This window comes from Arthrobacter sp. K5 (assembly GCF_040448525.1).
In the GTDB taxonomy this organism is placed as follows: Bacteria; Actinomycetota; Actinomycetes; order Actinomycetales; family Micrococcaceae; genus Arthrobacter; species Arthrobacter globiformis.
Map to the genome: position 1 here is coordinate 4,234,804 of NZ_CP159279.1, position 23,806 is coordinate 4,258,609.

Annotated in this window: 22 protein-coding genes; 13 read left to right on the top strand and 9 right to left on the bottom strand. The window is 65.6% G+C overall.

Features of this window, described 5'->3' with window-relative positions:
* Positions 1 to 37 precede the first annotated feature (37 nt).
* The 6 genes from manD (at position 38) to ABRP34_RS19340 (ending at position 5,669) form a co-directional block, all read left to right on the top strand.
* Complete coding sequence (gene manD, locus ABRP34_RS19315) at positions 38 to 1,249, top strand: D-mannonate dehydratase ManD (protein WP_353711390.1); 1,212 nt, start codon at positions 38 to 40, stop codon at positions 1,247 to 1,249.
* A gap of 38 nt (positions 1,250 to 1,287) precedes the next feature.
* Entirely contained in the window at positions 1,288 to 2,229 is a 942-nt protein-coding gene (locus tag ABRP34_RS19320; protein WP_353713414.1) for a sugar kinase, read from the top strand.
* A gap of 86 nt (positions 2,230 to 2,315) precedes the next feature.
* Entirely contained in the window at positions 2,316 to 3,716 is a 1,401-nt protein-coding gene (locus ABRP34_RS19325) for a mannitol dehydrogenase family protein (RefSeq protein ID WP_353711391.1), read from the top strand.
* Positions 3,709 to 4,332: a bifunctional 4-hydroxy-2-oxoglutarate aldolase/2-dehydro-3-deoxy-phosphogluconate aldolase gene (gene eda, locus ABRP34_RS19330; RefSeq protein WP_353711392.1), complete on the top strand. Its 624-nt coding sequence runs from the start codon at positions 3,709 to 3,711 to the stop codon at positions 4,330 to 4,332. The genes ABRP34_RS19325 and eda overlap by 8 nt, the downstream gene beginning before the upstream one ends.
* 120 nt (positions 4,333 to 4,452) lie before the next feature.
* The gene (locus tag ABRP34_RS19335; RefSeq protein ID WP_353711393.1) at positions 4,453 to 4,650 is read left to right on the top strand and encodes a hypothetical protein; all 198 of its coding nucleotides are present in this window, start codon (positions 4,453 to 4,455) and stop codon (positions 4,648 to 4,650) included.
* A 125-nt stretch (positions 4,651 to 4,775) separates the two neighbouring features.
* Positions 4,776 to 5,669: a serine hydrolase domain-containing protein gene (locus ABRP34_RS19340; RefSeq protein ID WP_353711394.1), complete on the top strand. Its 894-nt coding sequence runs from the start codon at positions 4,776 to 4,778 to the stop codon at positions 5,667 to 5,669.
* A gap of 55 nt (positions 5,670 to 5,724) precedes the next feature.
* On the opposite strand, the gene ABRP34_RS19345 is transcribed toward ABRP34_RS19340, so the two are convergent.
* The 5 genes from ABRP34_RS19345 to ABRP34_RS19365 form a co-directional block, all read right to left on the bottom strand.
* Entirely contained in the window at positions 5,725 to 6,921 is a 1,197-nt protein-coding gene (locus ABRP34_RS19345) for a TerC family protein (RefSeq protein ID WP_353711395.1), read from the bottom strand.
* 153 nt (positions 6,922 to 7,074) lie between these two features.
* Entirely contained in the window at positions 7,075 to 7,830 is a 756-nt protein-coding gene (locus ABRP34_RS19350; protein ID WP_353713415.1) for an SRPBCC domain-containing protein, read from the bottom strand.
* Between the two features lie 140 nt (positions 7,831 to 7,970).
* The gene (locus tag ABRP34_RS19355) at positions 7,971 to 9,707 is read right to left on the bottom strand and encodes a RecQ family ATP-dependent DNA helicase (protein ID WP_353711396.1); all 1,737 of its coding nucleotides are present in this window, start codon (positions 9,705 to 9,707) and stop codon (positions 7,971 to 7,973) included.
* Positions 9,708 to 9,864: 157 nt separating this feature from the next.
* The gene (locus tag ABRP34_RS19360; protein ID WP_353711397.1) at positions 9,865 to 10,155 is read right to left on the bottom strand and encodes a DUF1508 domain-containing protein; all 291 of its coding nucleotides are present in this window, start codon (positions 10,153 to 10,155) and stop codon (positions 9,865 to 9,867) included.
* Positions 10,156 to 10,374: 219 nt separating this feature from the next.
* Positions 10,375 to 11,937, bottom strand: coding sequence for an amino acid permease (locus ABRP34_RS19365; RefSeq protein WP_353711398.1), 1,563 nt, complete (start codon positions 11,935 to 11,937; stop codon positions 10,375 to 10,377).
* A 720-nt stretch (positions 11,938 to 12,657) separates the two neighbouring features.
* Here ABRP34_RS19365 and ABRP34_RS19370 point away from each other — a divergent pair.
* The 6 genes from ABRP34_RS19370 to ABRP34_RS19395 all read left to right on the top strand — a co-directional run bounded on the left by ABRP34_RS19370 (position 12,658) and on the right by ABRP34_RS19395 (position 19,501).
* On the top strand, positions 12,658 to 14,061 hold the full coding sequence (locus ABRP34_RS19370) for a DUF6421 family protein (RefSeq protein WP_353711399.1): 1,404 nt from the start codon (positions 12,658 to 12,660) through the stop codon (positions 14,059 to 14,061).
* Entirely contained in the window at positions 14,058 to 14,816 is a 759-nt protein-coding gene (locus ABRP34_RS19375) for an SDR family NAD(P)-dependent oxidoreductase (protein ID WP_353711400.1), read from the top strand. Before ABRP34_RS19370 ends, ABRP34_RS19375 begins: the two co-directional genes overlap by 4 nt.
* A complete protein-coding gene (locus ABRP34_RS19380; RefSeq protein ID WP_353711401.1) occupies positions 14,813 to 15,949 on the top strand; it encodes a low specificity L-threonine aldolase in 1,137 nt (378 codons plus the stop codon). The genes ABRP34_RS19375 and ABRP34_RS19380 overlap by 4 nt, the downstream gene beginning before the upstream one ends.
* Before the next feature lie 65 nt (positions 15,950 to 16,014).
* The gene (locus ABRP34_RS19385; RefSeq protein ID WP_043419443.1) at positions 16,015 to 16,431 is read left to right on the top strand and encodes an ester cyclase; all 417 of its coding nucleotides are present in this window, start codon (positions 16,015 to 16,017) and stop codon (positions 16,429 to 16,431) included.
* Positions 16,432 to 16,846: 415 nt separating this feature from the next.
* Positions 16,847 to 17,926: a TM2 domain-containing protein gene (locus tag ABRP34_RS19390; RefSeq protein WP_353711402.1), complete on the top strand. Its 1,080-nt coding sequence runs from the start codon at positions 16,847 to 16,849 to the stop codon at positions 17,924 to 17,926.
* A 258-nt stretch (positions 17,927 to 18,184) separates the two neighbouring features.
* Positions 18,185 to 19,501, top strand: a complete 1,317-nt coding sequence (locus tag ABRP34_RS19395) for a hypothetical protein (protein ID WP_353711403.1) — start codon at positions 18,185 to 18,187, stop codon at positions 19,499 to 19,501.
* Positions 19,502 to 19,603: 102 nt separating this feature from the next.
* Here ABRP34_RS19395 and ABRP34_RS19400 read toward each other — a convergent pair whose 3' ends face one another.
* The 3 genes from ABRP34_RS19400 to ABRP34_RS19410 form a co-directional block, all read right to left on the bottom strand.
* On the bottom strand, positions 19,604 to 20,272 hold the full coding sequence (locus ABRP34_RS19400) for a hypothetical protein (RefSeq protein ID WP_353711404.1): 669 nt from the start codon (positions 20,270 to 20,272) through the stop codon (positions 19,604 to 19,606).
* 57 nt (positions 20,273 to 20,329) lie between these two features.
* Positions 20,330 to 20,758, bottom strand: coding sequence for a DUF3592 domain-containing protein (locus tag ABRP34_RS19405; protein WP_353711405.1), 429 nt, complete (start codon positions 20,756 to 20,758; stop codon positions 20,330 to 20,332).
* Positions 20,759 to 20,951: 193 nt separating this feature from the next.
* Positions 20,952 to 22,028 carry a glycerophosphodiester phosphodiesterase family protein gene (locus ABRP34_RS19410; RefSeq protein WP_353711406.1) on the bottom strand — a complete coding sequence of 359 codons (1,077 nt, stop codon included), beginning with the start codon at positions 22,026 to 22,028 and terminating at the stop codon, positions 20,952 to 20,954.
* A gap of 187 nt (positions 22,029 to 22,215) precedes the next feature.
* Here ABRP34_RS19410 and ABRP34_RS19415 point away from each other — a divergent pair, with 187 nt between their 5' ends.
* On the top strand, positions 22,216 to 22,761 hold the full coding sequence (locus ABRP34_RS19415; protein ID WP_353711407.1) for a flavodoxin domain-containing protein: 546 nt from the start codon (positions 22,216 to 22,218) through the stop codon (positions 22,759 to 22,761).
* 22 nt (positions 22,762 to 22,783) lie between these two features.
* Here ABRP34_RS19415 and ABRP34_RS19420 read toward each other — a convergent pair whose 3' ends face one another.
* Positions 22,784 to 23,761 (bottom strand): SAM-dependent methyltransferase, encoded by a 978-nt coding sequence (locus ABRP34_RS19420; protein WP_353711408.1) that lies wholly within the window; start codon positions 23,759 to 23,761, stop codon positions 22,784 to 22,786.
* Positions 23,762 to 23,806: the final 45 nt, after the last annotated feature.

Below are 23,806 nucleotides of genomic sequence, written 5' to 3' on the forward strand. Positions count from 1 at the left end.
CTACTTGCAAAACCCGACACACAAAAGGATCCCACCAGTGAAGATCACCGACGCACGCGTAGTGGTTTCGTCGCCAGGACGGAATTACGTCACGCTCGTTATCGAAACCGAGGACGGGATTACCGGCATCGGCGACGCCACCCTTAACGGACGTGAACTCGCTGTGGCGTCCTACCTGTCCGAGCACCTCTGCCCGCTGCTGATCGGCCGCGACGCCCGCCGCATCGAGGACGCCTGGCAGTACTTCTACAAGGGTGCCTACTGGCGCCGCGGCCCGGTGACCATGACCGCGATCGCCGCGATCGACGTCGCACTGTGGGACATCAAGGGCAAGGCCGCCGGCATGCCGGTGTACGAGCTGCTGGGCGGCGCCGCCCGCGAGGGCGTCATGGTCTACGGCCACGCCAGCGGCTCCTCGCTGGAGGACCTCAGTGCCGACTTCCAGCACCACCTGGATCTCGGCTACAAGGCCATCCGCGCCCAGGCCGCGGTGCCGGGGCTGGAGAAGACGTACGGGATCGGGCCGGTGGACGGCAAGACCTACGAGCCTGCCAGCGGCAACATTCCGCAGGAGGACCTGTGGGAGACGACGGCGTACCTGGACTTCGCGCCGAAGATGTTGGCACACGTGCGTGAACAGTTCGGCTTTGGCGTGCACGTCCTGCATGACGTCCACCACCGGCTGACGCCCATCGAAGCTGGCCGGCTGGGCGCTTCGCTGGAACCGTTCCGCCCTTTCTGGATCGAGGACCCGACGCCGGCCGAGGACCAGTCCGCGTTCCGCCTGATCCGCCAGCACACCACCACGCCGATCGCCGTGGGCGAGGTGTTCAACTCGATCTGGGACTGCCAGCAGCTGATCACCGAACGCCTGATCGACTACATCCGCACGTCCGTCTCGCACGCCGGCGGCATCACGCACCTGCGCCGCATCTTCTCGCTTGCGGACCTGTACGGCGTCCGCTCAGGCTCGCACGGCGCGGGTGACCTCTCGCCGGTGTCCTTCGCCGCGGCGCTGCACGTGGACATGAGCATCCCCAACTTCGGCGTCCAGGAATACATGGGCCACCGCGACCCCGCCAACGAAGTGTTCAAGACTTCCTACACGTTCACCGACGGCTACATGCACCCCGGCGACGCCCCGGGCCTCGGCGTTCAGTTCGACGAGGAAGCGGCCGCCGCGTTCCCGTTCGACCCCAAGTACCTGCCCATCAACCGGCGGCTCGACGGGTCGGTGCATGACTGGTGAGTAACCCGACTGAAGCACAGCCGTTCGACGTCGTCGCCATGGGGGAGATCCTCCTCGAGGTGGCCACCGACGTCCCGTTCGGGCACGGCGTTCCGGCGCAGCTGGGCATCTCCGGCGATGCCCTGAACGTCGCCGCGGCCGCCGCCGCGGCCGGTTCCCGCACCGCGCTGCTGGCAGTACTGCCCGACGACGACCTCGGCCAGGCGGTCGCCGCCCGGATCGCCGAGCTCGGCATTTCCACCGAGCTCCTGAAGTTCCGTCCGGGCCAGCAGGGCGTGTATTTGGTGCACTGCGACCCGGACGGGCAGCGCGAGTTCTCCTACGCGCGCAGCGGCAGCGTGGGCTCCACGCTGGGACCTGACGACGTCGACCCGAACGTGTTTGCCACAGCCGGCGCTGTGATTGCCGGGGGCATCGCGTGCGCCATCTCGGCTTCGTCCCGGGCCGCCGTCTACAAGGCCGCCGAGGTTGCCAGCCGCTTTGTCTTTGACCCGAACTACCGGCCGCGGCTCACCTCCGTGGAGGACGCGACGGCGGCCGTGTTCGAGCTGGCACCACAGGCCTTCCTGGTGACGCCTTCCTTCCCGGGGGAGACGTCCGCCCTGCTGGGCACGTCCTCGCCGCAGGAGGCCGCCGCGAGGCTGCGCTCGCTGGGCACCGCCAACGTTGCCGTGACCTGCGGGGCTGAGGGAATCCAGCTGGAGAGCGACTCCGAGTCGGCCTGGATCGAAGCCATTCCTGCACCTGCCGTCGTGGACCAGACCGGGGCCGGCGACGCCTTCGTGGGCACGCTGACCGCGCGTCTGTTGCTCGGCGACAGCCTCGCCGCCGCCGTCCGGTATGGGGCAGCGGCGGCCTCCCTCGTGGTGGGCGGAAAAGGCGGCACCGGCTTCATCCCGAGCTTCGAGCAGACGCGCGCCCACGCCCTGGGAGCACAGCCGCTGGGGACGCCCGAAGGAGAGCTGTCATCGCACGCCTGAGCAGCGCCAACCTGAGTAGCGCCAACCTGAGCGGCACCGCTGGAAACGCGGCCGAATTCCCGGGCGCCGCGCTGCGGGCCAGCGGATTGAAGCCCGGCATCGTGCACCTGGGCCTCGGCGCCTTCGCCCGCGCCCACACCGCTGTCTTTACCGAGAATGCCATGCTGGCCAGCGGAGAAACCGGCTGGGGGATCACCGGTGTCACCCAGCGCTCGGACACCGTGGCCCGGCAGCTCGCACCACAGGACGGACTCTTCACCGTGGCCGAACGGGGCGAGGGTGCTGCGCCGCTGAGGGTGGTGTCCAGCATCGTGGATGACATCTCCGGACGGGACAACCCGGCCGCCGTGGTGGACCGGATCGCCGCGCCGGAAACGCTGGTGCTCACACTGACCATCACGGAGAAGGGGTACCGGATCGACCCGCTAACCGGATCCCTCAACCTGGAGGATGCGGAGGTCCGCGCAGACCTTGAGGGGCGCGCGCCGCTCACGGCCATTGGTCAAATCACCCGAGGCCTGCAGCAGCGGTCGCGTACCGGCACTGGTCCGCTCACCGTGGTTTCGTGCGACAACCTTCCCGCGAACGGCGAACTGACCAGGACGCTGGTGCACGCCTTCGCCGCCGCACTGCCGCCCGCGGAGGCCGAACCGCTGACCGCCTGGCTCGACGCCCACGTCACGTTCCCCAGCACCATGGTGGACCGGATGGTGCCGGCCACGACGGCGGGTGACCTGGACGCCGTCGAACATGAACTTGGACTGCGGGACGAGGCCGCCGTGGTGGCCGAGCCGTTCATGCAGTGGGTCATCGAGGACAACTTTGCCGCGGGTCGCCCGCGGTGGGAGGACGCCGGAGCGCTGTTCAGCAGCGACGTCGCCGCATGGGAAGCGGCGAAGCTGCGGCTGCTGAATGCGAGCCACTCGCTGCTGGCCTATCTCGGCCTCGCCGCCGGCAAGGAGACCATCAGCGACGCCGTGGCCGAGGAGGCGTTCTTCACTGCCGCCCGGCGAATGATGGCCGAGGACGTCCTGCCCACCATCACGCTGCCGCACGGGCTCGACGCGGACGAATACTGCGAACAAGTCCTGACACGGTTCGCCAACCCCGCCCTGGGCCACACCACGGCGAAGGTGGGCAGCGACGGTTCGCAGAAGATCGGCCTGCGCCTGCTCAGCACCATACGCGGAAACCTCGACGCCGGGCGGGAGCCACGGTGGGCTGCGCTCGCCCTCGCGGCCTGGATGCGGCACGTGGCCACCACGCATGCGGACCAGCTCAACGATCCGCTGGCCGCCGAACTCCATGCGGCGCTGCCGGCGTCGGGGGCCGCGGCCGATGTGGTTCCCGCGCTGCTGGGCTGCCGCAGCATCTTCGACGCCGAACTCGCCCGGAACCAGGGGTTCGCAGACCTCCTCATCCACTGGTACAGCATCATCGACACGCACGGGCTCGAAGGCCTGAGAAAAGAGATCAACCATGGCTAACACCACCAGCGTTTTGGATGTTTCCCCGGTCATCCCCGTGGTGACCATCGAGGACCCGCAGCATGCGGTTCCGGTTGCCCGGGCCCTGGCCGACGGCGGCGTCCGGATCATCGAGCTCACCCTGCGGACGGACACGGCACTCACCTCGCTGAAGGCCATCGCCAACGAGGTTCCGGACATCCTCGTGGGCGCCGGCACCATCCTCACACCCGGCCAGGCCGACGCCGCCGTGGCCGCGGGTGCGCAGTTCCTGGTCAGCCCCGGCGTGACGCCGTCACTGCTGGACCACATGCTCTCCCTCGAGGTGCCGGTGCTTCCGGGCGTGGCCACGGTGGGCGAGGTGATGGCGGTGCTGGAGCGCGGGCTGGACACCATGAAGTTCTTCCCGGCCGGCCCTGCCGGTGGCCCGTCGTACCTGGCAGCCATCGGGGCACCCGTCCCGCAGGTGACGTTCTGCCCGACCGGCGGCATCAGCCTGGCCACGGCGCCGGACTACCTCAAACTGCCCAACGTCAGGTGCGTCGGAGGAAGCTGGCTCACGCCGCGTGCCGCCGTCGAAAGCGGGGACTGGCAGCAGATCACCGAACTGGCCCGGGAAGCGGCAGCCCTGGCCTGAGGAAAGTTGCCCCGAATCTACTTGACCGTAGATCTGCCTTCGGGACGCGCGTAGAGTCGGGAAAGACCGGTCCTAAAACCGGTCGCAGCCTGAACAGACGCACAACCTAAGGAGTTCACAATGAACTTGGGCAACATGATCAGGAATGCCGCAGGACGTATTTCCGGACGGACCACGCCCGGAACAACCGGTGGATACACCAGGGGATACACGCGGGGCACCAAGCCCCACACCACGGGACGGCCCTCAGCCATGGGCCGCGGCCGCACCGCCGGAGGACTTGGAGACAAGATCCGCCACATGCTTCACAGGCACTGACACTGGAGCGCCTGCCGGGTCCTGGCGTCCAGGGCGACGCACGGCTGTCAGAACAACTACAACAACTCCTTGGCCGCAACCATCCGGTGTTTGCTGCGGCCACTGTTTCCGCAGGGGAGGTCGCCGTGGCGAGCCACGGTGCCTCCCTTGCCGCTGATTTCGAAATCGGCTCGGTCTCCAAGGGCATCACCGGGCTCCTCTATGCCGACGCCCTGGGCCGGGGCGAGCTCAGTCCGGGCACCACGCTGGGGCAGCGGCTGCCGCTTGGCGACTGCCCCGCGGCGGGCGTGACGCTGGCGTCCCTGAGCCGCCACTCCTCAGGGTTGCCGCGGCTGCCCCGGCAGGCGGGCACACTTCGCCGAACCCTGGAACTGATGCTGCGCGGCACCAATCCCTACGGCGAAACCCTGGCGGAACTGCTCGAGCAGGCCCGCTCGGCGCGGCCGGGAGCCCCGCGGCCGCGCTACTCCAACTTCGGCTTCGAGCTCCTCGGCCATGCCGTCGCGGCCGGTGCCGGGCTGAACTTCCGGGAGCTTCTCCAGCAACGGCTCGCACGTCCACTCGGGCTCGGTTCTACGTACGCGCCAGCCACTCCCGCTGAAGCGCGTCCGACGGCGGTCACCGGCCGGAGCCGCTCGGGCAAAGTGATGCAGCCGTGGACCGGTGAGGCGCTTGCCCCCGCCGGCGGAATCCGCGCCTCCATCAGCGACATGGCTCGGCTGGTGCAGGCCCTGCTGGACGGCTGGGCCCCGGGCCTGGCCGCGCTGGACCCGGTGGCGAACTTCGCCGGGCCGGCCGCCCGCATCGGCGCCGGGTGGATGACCCTGGATGCCAAGGGCCGCGAGGTCACTTGGCACAACGGCGGCACCGGCGGTTTCCGCTCCTGGGTGGGGCTGGACCGGAAGGCGGGGGCCGCCGTCGTACTTCTGACCGCGACAGCGGCACCCGTGGACCGCCACGGCTTCCGGCTCCTGGCGGAGATTGCGGACGTGACGGGAACCTCCCCACCCGCGCCCTAACCTCGCAAGCTCGGCCAGGGAACCCTGCGGGTGTGGGCCCCGTTGCTGTTGCGGACTATTTCTCGCCGGCGCGCTCGAGTGCCTGGTCGTGCTCGGCGTGGGCCTGGCGGATCAGCTTCATGAACTCGGTCTCGTTCCGGATGAGCCGCTTGTACTTCTCCGGGAGCTTCTTCAGTTCCTGCTCCTCGTGGACCAGCTTGTCGAAGATCCGCTCGCGCTCAGCAATGTCCGTCTCGTAGTTGAGGTCGACGTACGTGGTGGCGTGCCGCTTGGCGCCCGAGACCATGCTCTTGGCCTTGCCCTTGGGGCTGAGGACGGAGCCGATGATGGTGACGGCCAGGACGCCGAGGATGACGCTGAGCGAGGTGCCGGTGCTGATTTCGATGACGTTCACGTGTTCGCCGTCGTTGATGAACGGCAGGTTGTTCTCGTGCAGGGCGTGCAGGATCAGCTTCACGCCGATGAAGCCGAGGATGGCGGCGAGGCCGTAGGAGAGGTAGATGAGCCGGTCGAGGAGCTCATCGATCAGGAAGAACAGCTGCCGCAGGCCCATGAGGGAGAATGCCGTGGCCGTGAAGACGATGAACACGTTCTGCGTCAGGCCGAAGATGGCCGGGATGGAGTCCAGCGCAAAGAGAATGTCCGTGGCGCCGATGGCCACCATCACCAGGAGCATCGGGGTGAGGACCCTCTTGCCGTCCACCTCGGTGAAGAGCTTGTCGCCGTCGAAATGCTCGGAGGCGGGCAGGAACTTCTTGGCGAGCTGGACCACGAGTGTGTCGCTGTCGTCGTCGTGGTTGTCCGGCTTGAGCAGGTTGCCGGCGGTGATGAGCAGGATCAGCCCGAAGATGTAGAACACCCAGGCGAAGCTGTTGATCAGCGCGGCGCCGAGGAAGATGAAGCCGGTCCGGGCGAGCAGCGAGAAGACGATGCCGAACAGGAGCACCTTCTGCTGGTCGGCACGCGGCACCTTGAAGCTGGACATGATGATGAGGAAGACGAAGAGGTTGTCCACGGACAGTGCCTTCTCCGTCACGTAGCCGGCGAAGTACTCGGTGCCCATCTTGGAGCCGCCGAAGAGCCATACGCCGAGGCCGAAGACGAGGGCCATGCCCACGTAGATGGCCGACCAGGTGGCGGATTCCTTCAGGGACGGGGTGTGGGCCTTGCGGACGTGGAAGAAGAAGTCGAAGACCAGGAGCGCGATGATCCCGGCGACCGTGAGGATCCAGACGATAGGGGGAACTTCCATGGTGCCTCTTTCCTGAATGCGATTCGGGCGGAGCGCTTGGAATCTACCCTACCCAGCCTTCCCGACTGGCTGGCAGTTGTTGTCGTTCTGAGCGCGCAGGACGACAACTACTGCCAGTCAGTTGGGCGGGAGGGGCCGAACCGGGGGCTGCGTCTAGCCGTACATCAGCGAGCCCGGCGTGGTGAGTTTTTCGCCGGTCTCGAGCCAGGTCTTCAGGCCGGAGAGGATCATGGGCCAGCCGCCGTAGAGCTGTTCATTTGCGCCTTCGCGGAGCTGGTCGTGCGTGACGGTGAGGTGGCAGGAGTCGTCGCCGACCGGCTCGATTTTCCAGGTGACGCGGGAGGTGCCCTCGGCTTTGACGTCCTCGCCCCAGAGCGCGCGCATGGTCTGGACCAGCCGCCGCGGGGGATCGACCTCCAGGTTTTCGCCCTCACCCAGGAGTGCCCCGGCCTTGGGGTTGCCCATCTCGAAACGGGAGCCCGGCGTCCAGTCCGACGTCAGCGTGTTCCCGAACTGGTACTTGCTGCGGATGTCACTGTCCGTGATGGCTTCCCAGAGCCGTTCCGGAGTGGTCTTGATGTAGATTTCGAAGATCTTTTCCATGGGACTTTCCAATCGGGTTTTGAGGTCGCTGAGCGCAGCGGCCCATGGTTCTGCATATTTGCTCACCCAGCGGTTGTGGACGAGCCTGATGGGCACCGGATTGAGGAAGTGCAGTTTCTCGCGGCCGCGGCGCCGGGTCACCACGAGGCCGGCCTCTTCCAGGATCTTCAGGTGCTTCATGACGCCGAAACGGGTGATCTCGAACCGTGCCTCCAGTGCGCTGAGGGTCTGGCCGTCCTCGCTGAAGAGCGCGTCCAGCAGGTCCCTGCGAATGGGGTCGGCGAGGGCCTTGAATACGGCGTCCACACGGTCAGGATAGGTGACCATTTGGTCACATGTCAACGGTCCATGGGTTCCCGGGTTTGCCCAAGTAGGTAGCAGTTCAGGGCGTTCCCAGCGCTGAGAACGCCCTGTGCTGCTACCTACCTGGGTGGGGCGCGACGGCGTCACGTTGCCAAAGTCAGCAGCTTTCCGTCGGTCACGGCCTGGCGGGAGAGGGTCTTGTAGCCCTCCTGCTCGAAGAGCACGGTGATCACGTCCTCCTCGTGCCGCATCACGATGCCCGAGCCCCACTGCTTGTGCACCACGGCGGCCTGGAGCGGGAACGGTTCCCCGCCCGCGGCGGCCGCGGCGCCGTCGTAATCCTCTTCGTAAGCGGATCCGTCGGCACAGTTGTCACAGTTGCCGCACGGCTCGCGCAGGTCCTCGCCGAAGTAACCAAGCAGGAACTGGCGGCGGCAGGCGTCCGTCTCCGCGTAGCCGCGCGCCATCTCGATCCGGGATCGGTCCACGCGCTGCCGCGCTTCGGCGAGTTCGACGGCGTGTTCCACCACCATGGGCAGTTTGGCGCCGGCGTCCAACCGGACACCGCGCTTGCCGGTCTTCACCGACCGGGTCTCCTGCAGCTCATTCAGGAGCCCGGTGAGCCGGCGGCCGGGAATGCCGGTCTGCTCGGCAAGCGTCTTTTGGGTGACCGGGCCGTCGGCGGCGCGCAGGGCTGTGAGGACGGCGAGCAGCGCGTCCTCGTCCGGCTTGTGGGTGCCGAAGAACTTGCGCAGTCCGAGGTCCTCGGGCCGGTAGTGCAGGACAGCGGACGCGGCCTGCCCGTCGCGGCCGGAGCGTCCGATCTCCTGGTAGTAGGCGTCCAGGGACTCGGGGATGTCGGCATGGATCACGAAGCGGACGTTGGGCTTGTCGATGCCCATGCCAAAGGCGGTGGTCGCCACCACGACGTCCAATTCGTCGTCAAGGAACTGCTCGTGGACCTCATCCCGCTCGCTCTGCTTCCGGCCGGCGTGGTACGCCGCGGCGCGGAGCCCGTGCCCGGCGAGCTCGGCGGCATAGGTTTCGGTGTCCTTGCGGGTGGCGGCGTAGAGCAGACCGGGGCCGTTGAGTCCGGCGTGGAGTTCGGCCGCCTGCTCCACGACGGCGCGCTCCTTGTCCCTGTCCTCGAGGTGGCGGACGACGTCGAGCCGGATGTTGGGGCGGTCGAAGCCGTGAACCAGCACCAGTGGGTCCAACATGTGCAGGCGTTGCTGGATTTCGTCGCGCACCGGGGGAGAAGCGGTAGCGGTGAGGGCGGCGACGGGCGGATTGCCCAGCTGCCCCCGGACCTCGCCGAGGCGGAGGTAGTCCGGGCGGAAGTCGTGGCCCCAGGAGGAGACACAGTGGGCCTCGTCCACCACGAACAGAGCGACGTTCATGGCAGCCAGCCGCTCCACAGTCTCAGCCTTGGCCAGCTGCTCGGGGGCCAGGAAGAGGAATGCTGCCTCGCCCCGCTCGGCGGCCTCCCAGGCGCCCTCCACCTCGGAGTCCTTCCGGCCGGAGTTGATGGCGACGGCGGACTCCCCGCCCAGGTCCTCCAGCAGTCCGTCGAGCTGGTCCTCCTGCAGTGCAATCAACGGGGAAACGACGACGGCGGGACCTCGCCGTGCGCTGTTGGCGGCGGTGCCGTCGGGGTGCTTCACTCTGCCGTGGCCGCCGTGGATGAATAAGGCGGCCGCCTGGTAGATGGCCGACTTGCCGTAGCCGGTGGGCATCACGGCCAGGACATCCCGGCCGGCGGCGAGGGCGCGCATGCCGGCGAGCTGGCCGTCGCGGAGGTGGGGGAGGCCGAGTCTGTCGGCGGCGATGCGGCGGAGGGTGGACTCGTCGGCTCTGTCGGTGGTGGCGGCTTCGGTCATGATGGCAGCTCCGTAGGGGGCGTTCCAGGGGCCGGGTGTCTTCAGCCGTGAATCCACCCTAGTCCCGGGCACGCCCCGACGTCATGCCACCTGGCGGTTCAGCCCGCTGCCCCGACGTCATGCCGCCCGACGGGCCCGCCGGGTCACGTTCGACAGGTCAGCGGGAATGGGCCTGCCGATCGGCGGCCGGGAACCGCGTGTGGGAGTTGATTCTGACGGTTGCGTGGCCGTGCCTGGACTTGGGGATGATGATTTCACCGTGGCCCCCACGGCTCATGTCGCGGATGAGGCCTGTCCCGGCGATTTCCCTGGTGTAGGAGATCCCGGCAACAGCAGCCTGCTTGGTGGGGTATTTCACCGAGGTCGCCACCAGGGTTCCTGTGCCATCCAGAAGCCTGACGCGGAAGCCGCCGTCCGGAGCGTCGATGATTTCGAAGTGTCCGGCCATGATAATTCCCTCCGTTCGTGCTGCGTTTCCTGGCATGTCCCCTAGGAACATTCTGGACCTTTCCTGCCCGGAAGGAAGGCTATTGACCTGGGCGAAGAGGGAAGCCGGGCGCAATTCTCACACGGCTTCCCTCTGTCTGGGCCAGATTCCGCGATCTAGCCCTCCTGGCCCTCGGCCACCACCGGGCCCCGCAATGGGTGGGGTAGCCGGGCAACATGACTACTGGGTGCCGCCCCTAGGTTCGTCGTCGAGGTCCTTGGGTGCCGCGAGATCCATCTCGAGCAGCGGCACCACCTTGGACCTGGTGATGAAGCGGTGAGCCAGCCATAGAGCGATGAAGACCGGCAACCCGATGTAGGAGGAAAGGACCTCCATGGTCCGTCCGGCAAGAACAGCCTCGTAGTTCTGTCCGGCGATCACCAGTATCAGCAGGGCGAAGGCCAGCAGCGGGCCAATGGGGAACAGGGATGCCTTGTAGGGCAGGTCGCTGACTTTGTTTCCCTGGGCCAGGAAGCCGCGCCTGAAACGGTAGTGGGAGACCGCAATTCCCGCCCAGACGATGAAGCCGCATAGGCCTGACATGTTAAGCAGCCAGGAGTAGGCTGCACCCTGGCCGACGATCGCGGAGAGGAACCCGAAGAGTCCCACGGCCGCGGTCGCCAGCAACGCCGCGATCGGCACGCCACGCGCATTGGTTCGGCCAAAGATCTTCGGGGCCATGCCGTCATGGGCCATGGCGTAAAGCATCCGGGTGGAGGCATATAGTCCGGAGTTGCCCGCGGACAGGATTGCGGTCAGGATCACGGCGTTCATCAAGGCCGCTGCGAAGGCGATTCCGGCGCGCGAGAAGACCAGGGCAAACGGCGATGCTGCAACATCGGACTCGCCGGAGGCCAGCAGGCTCGGATCGGTGAACGGGATCAGGCAGCCGATGATAAAGATGGCGCCAATGTAGAAAAGCATGATGCGCCAGAAGACAGTGCGGATAGCCTTCGGCACTTCGCGCCGCGGGTTCTTGGCTTCGCCTGCGGCGACCCCCACGAGCTCGGTGCCCTGGAAGGAGAACCCGGCAACCATGAAGACCGAGATGATCGAGATCCAGCCGCCGTGGAAGACGTCATCTCGGTTTTCCCAGTTGCTCAGTCCCGGAGCGTCATCCCCGAGGATGCCGAAAATCATCAGCACGCCGGCGATCAGGAAGAGCACCACTGCGCTGACCTTGATCAGGGAGAGCCAGAACTCCGACTCACCAAAGGACTTCGCCGAGAGGGCATTGAGCCCGGTCAGCACCAGCAGGAAGATCCCGGCCCACACCCATCCCGGGACCCCCGGGAACCAGAAGTCCATGATGATTCCGGCTGCGACCAGCTCGGCGGCTACCGTGATGGCCCAGTTGAACCAGTAGTTCCAGCCGATCGCGAAGCCAAAGGAAGGGGAGACGAAACGGGTGGCAAAGGACTGGAAAGACCCGGCGACGGGAATTTTGGCCGACATCTCGCCCAGTGACTGCATTAACAGGAATACCATCAGCCCCACCAGCGCGTAGGCGACCAACGCACCGCCGGGACCCGCCTGGGAAATGGTGCTGCCCGAGGCCACGAACAGCCCGGTACCGATCGCCCCGCCGATAGCGATCATCTGCAGGTGGCGGCTGTTTAGCCCGCGCTTGAGTTCGTTGGTGGTTTCGCCGGAAGCGCGATCTGCCCCTATCGCAAGGGAGGACGCCTGCTGTGCTGTTTCATCGGGTTTGACGTCTGTGGAAATTCCGCTCATTGGTGTCATGCAACACCACCAAGGGGTATCAATGCGAGCCGGGTCGGGTTCTGGGTGCCACCAGCGGCTCGACCGGTGCAGGCTTCTGCGACTGCTGGGTCGAACAGGTAGGCCATCACTTTCCCGCGTGGTCCTGCGTGCGCGGTGGTAGACCCCGAGCTAAGAAACAGTCCTGAGCCGGAGCGAAGACCGGTTTCAGGGGTGCCGGGAGCAATAGCCCGGTCACTTTTTTGCGTGTGGGAGCCAAGTCCCATGGTGCCTCCGAAAAGGTAGCTGCGGTGGATTTAGGCCTTCCGGCGCCCCCGGGCCGGGAAGGATGGTGATCAAGCTAACACAGGTGAAGGAAGCGGCTTTTGGCGTGGCGAATGTTGCACGTCCGACGGGTGAAGTCCTTACGAATGGGCGTCGGTTACCCGATCTGAGCGTAAGACTTGCTGATTTGGTTGCTTCCAGTGAGTAAGCAGCTCTGACGATCTGCTATATCAGCCGCGAGCGTTGGGCGAATGGGGCCGGGGATAAAAATGCACGAGAGGTCTCGGAGTCTCTCGTCAAGCGCAGGGGGGTTACGAGAGGCGTCCCAATTGCACCCGACCTTAAGTTCGGGCGCAGGCAAAGCAGTCGGGAGGGGCGCCTTAGCAAAAGCATTTCTTATGCAAAGGCGAATTGTGCTTCACGCATGCTTACGCACTGCTAGCTTCTTCAGGAATCCCCTCAACGGAAGGAACCAGCATGTCTGTAATCGCAAACCCGGAAGTGACAATCACCCGGGCAGAAGACCTCAAGGCGCTCCCGGCATGGCAAGCCCTGAAGGCAGCCGTCATCGGGCTGCAGCAGGTTCAGGTGCAGGACGGTTCCGTTCCGGAACCCGCAGACCATGACCAGGCCCGCCAGAATGTCGGCATCATCACTGACTCAATAAACGACCTGCGCCCCCACCTCCCTCATGACACGGACTACCTTGAACTGCTCGTGCAGGACTTCCAGCGGTGGGCGTCCGAGGGCTTCGTCGTACCGGATTTCCTTGACTCATTGGTGGCCTTCCACCCCGAGCAGTGGCGCATCGATGGGCTGCCGCACCTTGTTCTGTTCCCCATGTACACGCAGAACGGCAGCACCAACCGCTACTTCGAGGCCGTCCTCATCGAGGTCATCTGGCCTTCCTTCGTCGCTGAACTGGAGGCAGGAAGCTACTCCAACAAGCTGTTCGTCCCCATCAGCTTCGTCGATTTCACGCCCGGCTATGACACGAACTCCGCGGTTCTCTTCCCCGAGAGCGTGGCGGTCCGGAGCACCCCGTCCTTCACGTGGGGAGGCATTTTCGCGGACCGCGAAGCTGCCCGGTTCCGTCGCGTCCTCAAAGCTGCTGCCGACATCACATCCCTGGACCTGCCCGCTGACGCCGCGGAATTCATCGACGACCAGCACCTCACGGAGAAGACCTTCGTGATGTGGGATCTGATCCATGACCGGACCCACATGCGCGGTGACCTGCCCTTTGACCCGTTCATGATCAAGCAGCGGATGCCGTATTTCCTGTACTCCCTGGAGGAGCTCCGCTGTGACCTGACCGCCTTCCGCGAATCAGTCCTCATCGAGCGGGACGAAACGGCTTCCGAGGACGCCCGCAAGCACGCCAAGCTGGTCCAGTACGCCGTGATCTTCGACCGCATTTTCCGCTTCGCGATTACCGGGAACCGGGTCCGGAACTACGACGCCGTGGGCGGCCAATTGCTGTTCGCCTGGATGCACCAGCACCGGGTTCTGCATTGGACCGATGGAAAGTTGAGCATCGACTGGAAGGACGTCGCCGGCGTGGTCGTCGAGCTGGGTCTCCGCATAGAGGAACTCTACTGGCGTTCAATCGACAGGCCGAAGACCGCACACTGGCTGGCTGCTTACGAGCTCGTCTCGGAAACCCTCACCCCCCACCCGGCCTCCGTGTGGGCCAAGGGACCGGCGGCCCTTCCGCTCGACGGCCCTCCCCGGGGACTGACGGACCAGGTCCTTGATGACGAATTCCCCCTGTCGATGTTCTACGAGGCACTGGAGAAGAAGATGTCCTCGGTCATTGAATCAACTGCCGGGATCACCGGTAAGAGCCCGCTGAAGACTGAGGGCGAGGCAGGCGCATGAGCCAGGAGCTCTCGGGACGTACGGTCGTCGTCGCCGGTTCGACAAGCGCTGCCGGCGCTGCGGTAGTCCGCACCCTCTCGCAAGCAGGGGCACGCGTGGCCGCCGTGGACATCCTTGAGGACCGTGTGCAGGAGCTCTCGGCGGCGTACGACAACGTCACGGGCTATGTCTGCAACCTCGCGGACCTGCAAGCCGTAGAGGACTTGGCGGCGTCTGTCCGGAACGATCTGGGTCCCGTGGACGGCCTTATCCATCTTGTGGGAGGGTGGCGAGGCGGTACCGGCATTAAAGGCCAGGCGGATGAAGACTGGGACTTCCTGCACACCAGTGTCCTCACCACCCTGAGGAACACCAGCCGCGCGTTTTACGATGACCTGACTGCCTCCCCGGTGGGTCGCCTGGCCATTGTTTCTGCACAGTCCGCTTCCTCGCCGACAGCGGACGGCGCCGCCTATGCCGCCGTCAAGTCCGCCGCCGAGGCGTGGACCCTGGCCGTGGCCGACGGATTCCGGCACCTGCAGGGAGGAAACGAAAGCCCCCTCTCCGCTCAGCACACAGCCGCCCTGGTCTTCGTCGTCAAGGCTCTGGTCGATGACCGGATGCGCGCAGCCCAGCCGGAACGGAAATTTCCGGGCTTCACGGATGTCGGTGTCCTTGCCGACGCTGTACAGCGGATCTTCGGCCTGGATGCAGAACAGATCAACGGGCAGCGCTTGCCCCTCACGGCCGGCCACCTCGTGGGCGCACCGGCATGAGCGTCAGCGTTGATGCCAAGGCAGGCGCCCCGCAGGTACTGGCGGGGCGCCTGCACGACCCGGCATACCGGGGCTTCGCCTCGGATAACTACGCCGGGGCTCACCCCGAAATCATCGAAGCAGTTCAGGCAGCCAACGAAGGCCACGTCACCGCATACGGCGAAGATGTCTACTCAGCGGCGCTTCAAGAGGTCATCCGGTCCCACTTCGGGACAACTGCTACGGCATATCCGGTCTTCAATGGAACAGGGGCCAACGTCCTTGCCCTGCAAGCCCTGCTCCCGCGTTGGGGCGCTGTCATCTGCGCAGCAACAGCGCATATCAATACCGACGAAAACGGCGCCCCGGAACGGATTGGTGGGATAAAGCTCCTCCCGATCCCCACACCGGATGGCAAACTCACCCCGGAATTGATCGACGCCGAAGCCTGGGGATGGGGAGACGAGCACCGGGCGCAACCGCTGGCCGTATCGATCACCCAGCCCACGGAACTCGGCACCTGCTACACGCCGGAAGAAATCCAACGGATCGCTGAACACGTCCATGCGAAGGGAATGAAACTGCACCTGGACGGAGCACGGCTGGCCAACGCTGCAGCACATCTCGGGGTTCCTTTGCAGGCATTCACCACCGACGTCGGCGTCGACGTCTTGTCCTTTGGCGGCACCAAAAACGGGCTGCTGTTCGGCGAAGCCGTTATCTGGCTCAACCCACAGTCCGACCCAGGCATGAGCTACCTGCGCAAGATGAACATGCAGCTTGCCTCAAAGATGCGTTTCGTCTCCGCGCAAATGGCCGCCCTGCTAACGGACGGGTTATGGCTACGGTCCGCCAGTCACGCCAACGAGATGGCTCAACGTCTCAGCGAAGGAATCTCGGCCATTAACGGCGTCTCCCTGACGCAAGCAACACAGTCCAATGGCGTCTTTGCCGTCCTCCCACCCGGGGCAGCCGCGAAAGTCCGGGAATCCTTCCGCTTCTATGACTGGGACCAGGCACGCGGCGAAGTCCGGTGGATGTGCTCCTGGGACACCACCGAAACCGACGTCCAATCTCTCCTGGCTGCCGTTGAAGCTGCCGTAGGCTCCCCAGCTTCACAACCGTCGGATTCCGAGAAGGCATTTGACCGTTGAAGCGGTAATCGGGCAGGAGGACAATGCAACTGCCATACACAGCCACAAGCACTAAGGAGCACGAGATGGCTGGCGGACAGGGATTGATCAAGCGCTTTTACGACGAGGTACTGACGGGCGGCAATCTGTCGCTCATCGACGAGTTGGTGACGGACGACGTCGTCGACCACGAGGAGGGTTTCCCCGGCCAGCCCCCGGGCAAGGAGGGTGTGAAGTTCTATGTGAACGCCATCCGGACCGCGTTTCCGGACCTCGCGGTGAAGACGTCCGAGCCGGCGCTCGCCGACGGGAACCTGGAGGCCGTCCACACCGTCCTCACGGGGACGCACCAGGGTGACTTCGCCGGGGTCCCGGCCACCGGCAAGTCGGTGGAATTCTCGGGCATCGACATCATCCGGGTGGAGGACGGCAAGGTGGCCGAACACTGGGGATCGACGGACACGCTGAGCCTCATGCAGCAGATCGGAGCAGTGCCAAAGTAGGGCCGGGAAAGCGACCCCAATAGAGGGCAAAAGTACGACGACGGCGGGCGGGGACCGTCGTCGTCGTACGTCTTTCCGGCGCGTCTTCCGGGACGCGCCGTGGCGTCCCCGCATGCCCTCCGGAAGCCCTGTAATATCCCTTCTGGGGGCGGTGACGCCAAAGCGTCAAACTGGGGGACAGCAGCAGATGTGCAAGCCATAAAGCCTTAAGCAAACGGGCTTTTTGAAGCCATGTGCCCGCTGTCAGGCGACGTGTCATTCACCACAGGATTCCGTTTACGCGGTATTCCTTCCGCAGGTGGATTTCCCGCTCGACCCCACCCTTCCGCGCCGCTCCCTTTCCGCACTGCCCACCCTCTTTCCTGACTCCGCCACCTCGGCGACCCCTGCCGTCGCCTGCCCTGAAAGGACCGCAATGAGCCACCCCGGCCCAACCCCGCCGCCGCCCTCCGACTACACCACCTACGGCGCGCCGCAGTATGCGAACGGGCAGTTGTTGGACGGGCAGAACGCTGGGCAGGCGTATCCGGGGCAGTACGGGGCCTTCCCGGGACAGTACGGGGCGGAACCGCAGAAGTCCTTCCTGGTCACCTGGCTGTTTTCGCTCCTCCTGGGCGGCCTGGGCGTGGACCGGTTCTACCTGGGCAGGATCGGCACGGGCATCGCCAAGCTGCTGACCCTGGGCGGTCTGGGCATCTGGTCGCTCGTGGACCTGATTGTCACCTTGGCGGGGAGGCAGACGGACAAGAACCGGCGGCCGCTGGCAGGGTATGCGCAGCACAAGAAGGTGGCCGTTGTGGTCACGGTTGTCCTTTTGGTGGTCAACCTGGTGATCGGCGTGTTCAGCGGAATTGCTGCTGCCACTATTGTCCGGCAGGCCGCCACCCCGCCGATCATCTCGGCCGCACCTGTCACGCAGGAGAGCGCCGCCAGTTCCTCCGCGGAGCCGACAACCACTGAGGAAGCAGCTGCCGGGGAAGACCGGCCGCACCTCGAGGCCCAGACGCTGACGGGGACTGGCGACGACGTCAAGACGGTTGACCTCAAGGGACTCCCGGCCGTGGTGACCTTCACCTGCAAAGCCTGCAGCGGCAACACCGTCCTGGAAACCAACGGCGCCGAGATACTGCTGGTCAACACCACAGGCGCCTACGCCGGTTCGCACCTCGTGGACACCAGCGCCGGTGCGCCCACCACCGAGTTCAACGTCAGCGCCGACTCCGCCTGGACCTTGAAAATCGAGGACATCGACAGTGTCCCCTCCTCCACGGACAAGGTCAGCGGCCACGGCGACAAGGTCCTCTACTGGGACGTGGCCAGCGACAAGGCAACCATCACCAACAAGGGCGAAAGCAACTTCGTGGTGCAGGGCTTCGGCAGCGAGGTCCCCGAACTGGCTGTCAACAAGATCGGCGACTACAGCGGCACCGTGCAGCTGACGCCGGGCTTCGTCCAGGTCAACTCCGACGGCGACTGGACCATCACGGCGAAGTAGCGTTCCTGGCTCTCACCGAAGAGGCCCCGCGGGACCCGGCACCACGCCCGGTCCCGCGGGGCCTTTTTGCGTCCGCTGTTTGAGCCTGTCGAAACCGAGCCGTCGCCCGCCGTCGTCGACTTTCCCACATCAGGGCCAGCCACGGTGTGACATGCACACCCCAGCTTTCACGTGATAGGCGTGATAGTTCGGCCGGATCTTCTAACCGGGAACGGGCAAAGACCAATCGGACAGACTGGGGGTCTGATCACCATGCACATGCGGAGAACCACACTCGCGGCGCTCAGCGCGCCGCTTCTGCTTCTGACGACGGCGGGTGTCGCGGGAGCGCAGGAAGCAAAGCCACCGGAGCCCAAATGCGAGGAAGCGGCCACGGGCGGGACGGCACCTCTGTACGACGGCAAGTCCGCCTCGTACATGTACGACGCGCGCTTCAAACCGGGGCCGGACCTGACCAGCAAAGAACTCAGCGACCACACGCCGCAGGGTGTGGCGTGGTGGAAGAACTGGGACGGCAAAGGCAACAATCTTCTGCTGGTCTCGACCTACGGCAAGGGCAGGGCACACATCGTCGGCCTTGATCCCAAGGCCGGGGACAAAACTGTGGGGACCGTCGACAGCGAGCCGAGGGGCGACGACACGCAGCAGACCCACGCCGGTGCCATCGCAGTGAACGAGAAGTGGGCCTTCGTGGACGGGCCAAAAACCAGTGGCTGGCACACGATCCCCAAGTACAGCCTGTCCGATCTCAGGGCCGCCATGACGGCGAAAAGCGGATCCGTTAGCCCGGCGGGCGGAGACCGCAAGGTCTACGGCGCGTCATTCTTGACCATAGACGGCAGTCATCTGTACGCGGGCAAGTTCAGCAACAAGCACCGTGACTGGATGTACAGCTATACGATCGCCGGTGACGGATCCCTGACCCTGGACAGGAAAGCAGACGGGAACGGCTTGCGCTGGGAGGTGCCCCAGTGGATGCAGGGCGTTGCGGCCGCGGACGGGCGCTTCCTCTTCAGCACGTCAAGCGGGCGCAAGTACCGCAGCAACCTCTACGTCACCAACAAGGGCGAAACGAATCTGGACCGGGCGTCCGTGCGCTGCTTCCGCGCGCCGAGCATGGCCGAAGGAATCACCACCACACCGAACGGCGAGGCGTACCTGCTGTTCGAATCAGGTTCGTACAAGTACAACGGTGCCAGCGGGAACCCGGCGATCAACGTGATCAAGGGTGTGCACCGGGCCAGACTCAGCACGCTGACCTCCCTGCCCGGAGGCAAGCTCTACCTCGGAACCCTGCACTGCGCTGAGCAGGAGGACTTCGTCGGCGATGACGAGATCCGGATCCGGGTCGAGGACCAGAACCTGGGGAAGTCCGTGAAGATCAGCGAGGGCGATAAGAAGAAAATCGACAAGACGGTCCAGTTCACCGGCAACGCGTCGGTGAAGCTCTATGAAAACGACGTCGAGGGCGACGACTATCTCGGTCAGCAGATCCTCAAACCCGGCGCCAAGGACGGGATCATGGAGTTCACGAAAGACGGCGCCAAGTACCGGCTGAGCTACAAGGTGGCCTGAGCGTTCCGCCGGTGAGATGCACCCCCACAGCCGGCTACGACGGCGGCAGTCGCCGCCGTCGTCGGCGCATGGGGAATGAAGGCGGCTGCCCCGCCGTCGGGCTCAGGCGGCGGGACTGACATGGACGATGATGACCTGGGTGGTTTTGGAGCCGTCGTAGCGCAGGTCGTAGTTCACCCCGAGGCCGGTGGCGTAGCCCGAGGTAATGGAGAAGTCGCTCCTGTCTCCGGGATCGCTCTCCGTGGAACTGATCCAGTTCTCGGCGGATTCCTTGTCGATGCCGTAGCGCTCCACGCCATCGCGGATGAGCCCGTAGAACTCCTCCCTGGAATCCGTGGTGAGGAAGTACGTGACTTCGCTGAAGTCGGTCCGGGTCTTTCCTGAATTGAAGCGGATCCTGTCCGTCTTTCCGGTGACATCCCCGGTCGGGCCAACGATCGTGAGATTGATCTTCCCGTCGCCTCGGGTATTGATCTCAGGACCGAAATTTGCGCTGGCCTCGACGTTGACGGCGGCCTTTTCCAGGGTGCCGGAACTCATGTCCAGCCTGGCGGTCCGGCTCGCCTTGATCTGTTCTACGCCGGCGTCATCGAGGGTGGAGAAGGCGCCGGGGGCAAGGGTGGCGGTGGTTGTCGGCGTCCCCGGCCCACTGGTCACAGTGCATCCGGTCAGGAGCAGGCCGACCGTCAGCAGAGCGGCGGCGACGGTCCCGCCTCCCGGCCGGGGTGCGGCCAGATTTTGCCCGGGCTTACGCAGTCCCACGATATTCACACAGTCCCCCTGTTGTTGTTTGACTGAAATTTCCACTGCCCGGCTTTTGATGCCAGGTCAGAGCGGGAAGACGCCGATGAACCAGAACAGGGCGGCGGCAAAGACGGCGAAGAACGGTATCAGGCAGCCCAGCGCGGCTCTCGTTTCGGAGGAGGGCTGGAAAGACTCGTTCGGGTTGGCCGGGTTGTAGGCAATGTTTATCGGCGATCCGGGCAAGGGCTTTTCGGCAGACGAGACCTCGGACTCGCCCACAAACAGCGTTCCGTGCGGGTCGGTGAACCGGTACGTGGGCCAGAAGCGCCGGTTTCTCGTCATGTTGCCGGTACCTCCGCTCCAGCCGGCGCGGCTCCCGGTCACCGTGGCCTGCACGCGTGGCCAACCGGCTGTCAGCTGTTCGTGCCGCCTGGTCTTCCTGGCCGCGTGGATGACGGAGTAGATGGCGCCGGCAACGAACAGCGCCCAGACGACGTACAGCACGATTTTCAAGTGATCCCCCAAGGCTCACCAAGCAGTATGCCAGCTTGCCTTGCTTAGGGCATCCTGCCGCGCCAGCGGATGCCCGCGGCCCGCCGTCGTACGTCCTGGTGGTCGACTGTCGAAAGTTTGATCTCGCTCCCCACCAGCACCCTAAGCTTGCAAACTTGCTCAGGGAACCCGCCTGGCGTGGGCCCAGGCTCGATCAGAGTTTGCCGTAAGCCTGCGGGAGCTTCAGGCCGCGCCCGTTCATGAGGGTGCGCAGGCGGGTGGGGTAGTCGGTGATGATGCCGTCCACGCCGAGGTCGATCAGGCGCGCCATGTCCGCGGTGGTGTTCACGGTCCACGGGATGACGGGCAGGCCGAATTCGTGTGCTTCGGCGATCATCTTCGGTGTGACGGAGGCGAAAGCGGGGGAGATGACATCGTAGCCCTGGGCCCTGGCTGCCTTGGCGAGGGAGCCGTCGTAGTCGTCGATGTCGATGCCGCCGAGCTCGGGCGCCGCGCCGGGCCTGCCCACCTGCAGCCACGCGTCGCCACTCGAGAGAGCCACTGTCGGCAGCTGCGGGGCGATCTTTTTCGTGTAGTTCAGCGTGGACCAGTCAAAGGACTGCACGGTGGTGCGGCCGGACATGCCCGCCATGTAGATCTCAGTGACCACGGCCTTGGTCAGCGCCACCGAGCCCTCGCCGCCGGCCTGGCCATCCTCCACCTTGGTTTCCACGTTGAAGCGGACCTTCTTGGCGCCGTAGTCGCGGACCAGCTGGAACACGTCCTTGAGCTCGGCGATGCGGTTGCCCTCGATGACGTCCTGCTCCGGGTAGCCGGGCAGCTGCTTGAAACCGCAGTCCAGGGTCTTGATCTGCGCCAGCGACAGGTCGGCCACGCGGTCGCCGACGTACGGGAACTCGGCGTCACCCGGCGTGGCGGGAGAGGTGTCCACGCACTTGTTGGCCTGGATCGTGTCGTCGTGCCAGACGATGACCTTGCCGTCCTGGGTCAGGTGGGTGTCCAGCTCGAGCGTGCTCACGCCCAGCTTCAGCGAGTTCGCGAAAGCGGCCAGGGATTCTTCGGTCCACTCGCCGCGGCCGCCGCGGTGCGACTGCAGGTCGAAGGAGCCGTTGCGCTCGTTCGTCTTTACGGGGGAGCTGGCAGTTCCTGCCGCGTTCGACGACGGCGAGCCGGCGTCCGCCGTCGGGGCGGCAACGGCGGTGCCCGCCGTTGAGGCAATCGCTGTGGTGAAAAGCGCGACGGCGGCTGCTGCGGTCAGGACTTTGCGCATGGTTTTGGTTCCTCCCGGATGGCTGTGGCCGGCGCTGAGCCGCCGACCCGTTCACCCTAGGGAGGCCAGGTGGCGAGCGGCATGCGGGCAGGTGGCGGTGAGGTTAACGGCAGCGCCGGGCGTACGCCAGGTTCCAGCCGGGACATCTTCCATCAGAATGGAGAAAGGAAAGACGGGAGGCTCCACCATGACTGTCCTTGTTGCCTATGCGAGTGCTCTGGGTTCCACCAGGGAGATAGCCCAACATGTGGCCTCACGAATGGCAGTAGACCTCGGCGAGGTCGAGTGCCGGTCTGTGGAGGAGGTCGAATCCGTTTTCGGCTACGAGGCTGTGGTGATCGGCAGCGCCATCCATAATCAGGCGTGGCTGCCCCCGGCTTTGGAGTTCCTCACACAGCATGCGCCCGAGCTCGCCAAGCGGCCCGTCTGGGCCTTCAGCGTGGGGATGTCCGACGGCCTGCCAAAGCTGTTCCGCGAACGGGGTGCGGCACTGCAACAGCAACGTCTGGAAGAAACGCAGTTCCAGGAAGTTCAGCTTCGCGGCCACACTGTCTTTTCCGGGGTCTACGAGGCCAGCCAGTTATCGGCGCCGCTCCGGGGGCTGTTCCGGCTCGCCGGCGGCCGCTTCGGAGACTTGCGAGACTGGGCCGCCGTCGACGCCTGGACGGATCAGGTGACAGCGGAACTCGCGAAGCCTGCTTCGTCCGCACCGTCGGGCGCTGACCCGGAATAGTTTTGGAGGATTGGCCGCGGGCCTACGGCATCCACGCGGTGACGAAGCCGCCCCGGGACTGGTCGGGGGTCGGCTGCTGCTCCGGTGCCGGCCCGCCTGATCGGGTCAGGTCTGGCCCGGGAACGCCGGGCCCTGGCTTGTCAGGAGCGGCCGCGTTGGGAGCGGCCAGCGACAGGACGCGGCCATAGGTCGAACACAGCTCCTCAACGGTGTGTCCTGTGCAGCGCCAGCCCGCTGCTTCGAGCAGCTCGATTGGGTCCGGCGGATCGGCCCGAGCGAGCAGTTCGCTCATGGGCAGGCCCGTCTGCTCGCTGAACTCGCGCAGCTTGGCCTCGATGTCGTCAGTTTTGGGCAGGGCAACTGCCCGCTCAATGACCGCCCGCGATCCTGGCGCCGACAACACCGCAACTTCGTTCAGCACTGCGTGCTGGGCCGCAGGATCGAGGTACGGCAGCAGGCCTTCGAGGACCCAGGTGGTGGGCTGCGCCGGGTCGAAACCGGCAGCGAGGAGCCCCTCCCGCCAGGGCAGGGAAAGGTCTGCGGCCAGGGTGACCAGCTCGCACCGCGGCTCCGCGGACAGCCGGCTCAGCACATGGGCCTTGAACTCCAGGACGTTGGCGCTGTCGACCTCAATGACCCTGGCCCCGGCTGGCCACGGCAGCCGGAAGGCCCGGGTGTCGAGCCCCGCGCCGAGAACCACTGTCTGCGTGGTGGCAGGGGCGGACTGCAGGAAGTCGTCGATGAACCTGGTCCGCATGCCGATGTAGATGGAGGCCAGCAGGAGTGGCTGCTGCAGCGGAGGGGCCTCCGCCGGTTGAGCGGGCCACACCGTCGGCAGGTCCAGGTGGGAGCGGGCGGCCACCACCAGGGCCGAGGCGAAGGGATCCGCCACGAGCTGGTCGGCCCGCGAGGTCTCGACGGCGCGGCCCGCGGCCACGGCCAGGGCCGTCAGTGGCAGCCCCTGGTCCTCAAGTTCGGTACTGCGTCCTTGTTCGGTCACGCCATACCCTCCCGCTCACTGGTTCCCTTTCGGTGAGCCTACCCC

What these genes read in the sequence shown, in the direction of transcription:
- ABRP34_RS19395 (WP_353711403.1), top strand. Translation starts at nt 18,185, where the DNA reads ATGCGGAGAACCACACTCGCGGCGCTCAGCGCGCCGCTTCTGCTTCTG.
- ABRP34_RS19360 (WP_353711397.1), bottom strand. Translation starts at nt 10,155, where the DNA reads ATGGCCGGACACTTCGAAATCATCGACGCTCCGGACGGCGGCTTCCGC.
- ABRP34_RS19355 (WP_353711396.1), bottom strand. Translation starts at nt 9,707, where the DNA reads ATGACCGAAGCCGCCACCACCGACAGAGCCGACGAGTCCACCCTCCGC.
- ABRP34_RS19345 (WP_353711395.1), bottom strand. Translation starts at nt 6,921, where the DNA reads ATGGAAGTTCCCCCTATCGTCTGGATCCTCACGGTCGCCGGGATCATC.
- eda (WP_353711392.1), top strand. Translation starts at nt 3,709, where the DNA reads ATGGCTAACACCACCAGCGTTTTGGATGTTTCCCCGGTCATCCCCGTG.
- ABRP34_RS19335 (WP_353711393.1), top strand. Translation starts at nt 4,453, where the DNA reads ATGAACTTGGGCAACATGATCAGGAATGCCGCAGGACGTATTTCCGGA.
- ABRP34_RS19370 (WP_353711399.1), top strand. Translation starts at nt 12,658, where the DNA reads ATGTCTGTAATCGCAAACCCGGAAGTGACAATCACCCGGGCAGAAGAC.
- ABRP34_RS19385 (WP_043419443.1), top strand. Translation starts at nt 16,015, where the DNA reads ATGGCTGGCGGACAGGGATTGATCAAGCGCTTTTACGACGAGGTACTG.
- ABRP34_RS19410 (WP_353711406.1), bottom strand. Translation starts at nt 22,028, where the DNA reads ATGCGCAAAGTCCTGACCGCAGCAGCCGCCGTCGCGCTTTTCACCACA.
- ABRP34_RS19365 (WP_353711398.1), bottom strand. Translation starts at nt 11,937, where the DNA reads ATGACACCAATGAGCGGAATTTCCACAGACGTCAAACCCGATGAAACA.
- ABRP34_RS19415 (WP_353711407.1), top strand. Translation starts at nt 22,216, where the DNA reads ATGACTGTCCTTGTTGCCTATGCGAGTGCTCTGGGTTCCACCAGGGAG.
- ABRP34_RS19390 (WP_353711402.1), top strand. Translation starts at nt 16,847, where the DNA reads ATGAGCCACCCCGGCCCAACCCCGCCGCCGCCCTCCGACTACACCACC.
- ABRP34_RS19320 (WP_353713414.1), top strand. Translation starts at nt 1,288, where the DNA reads ATGGGGGAGATCCTCCTCGAGGTGGCCACCGACGTCCCGTTCGGGCAC.
- ABRP34_RS19380 (WP_353711401.1), top strand. Translation starts at nt 14,813, where the DNA reads ATGAGCGTCAGCGTTGATGCCAAGGCAGGCGCCCCGCAGGTACTGGCG.
- ABRP34_RS19375 (WP_353711400.1), top strand. Translation starts at nt 14,058, where the DNA reads ATGAGCCAGGAGCTCTCGGGACGTACGGTCGTCGTCGCCGGTTCGACA.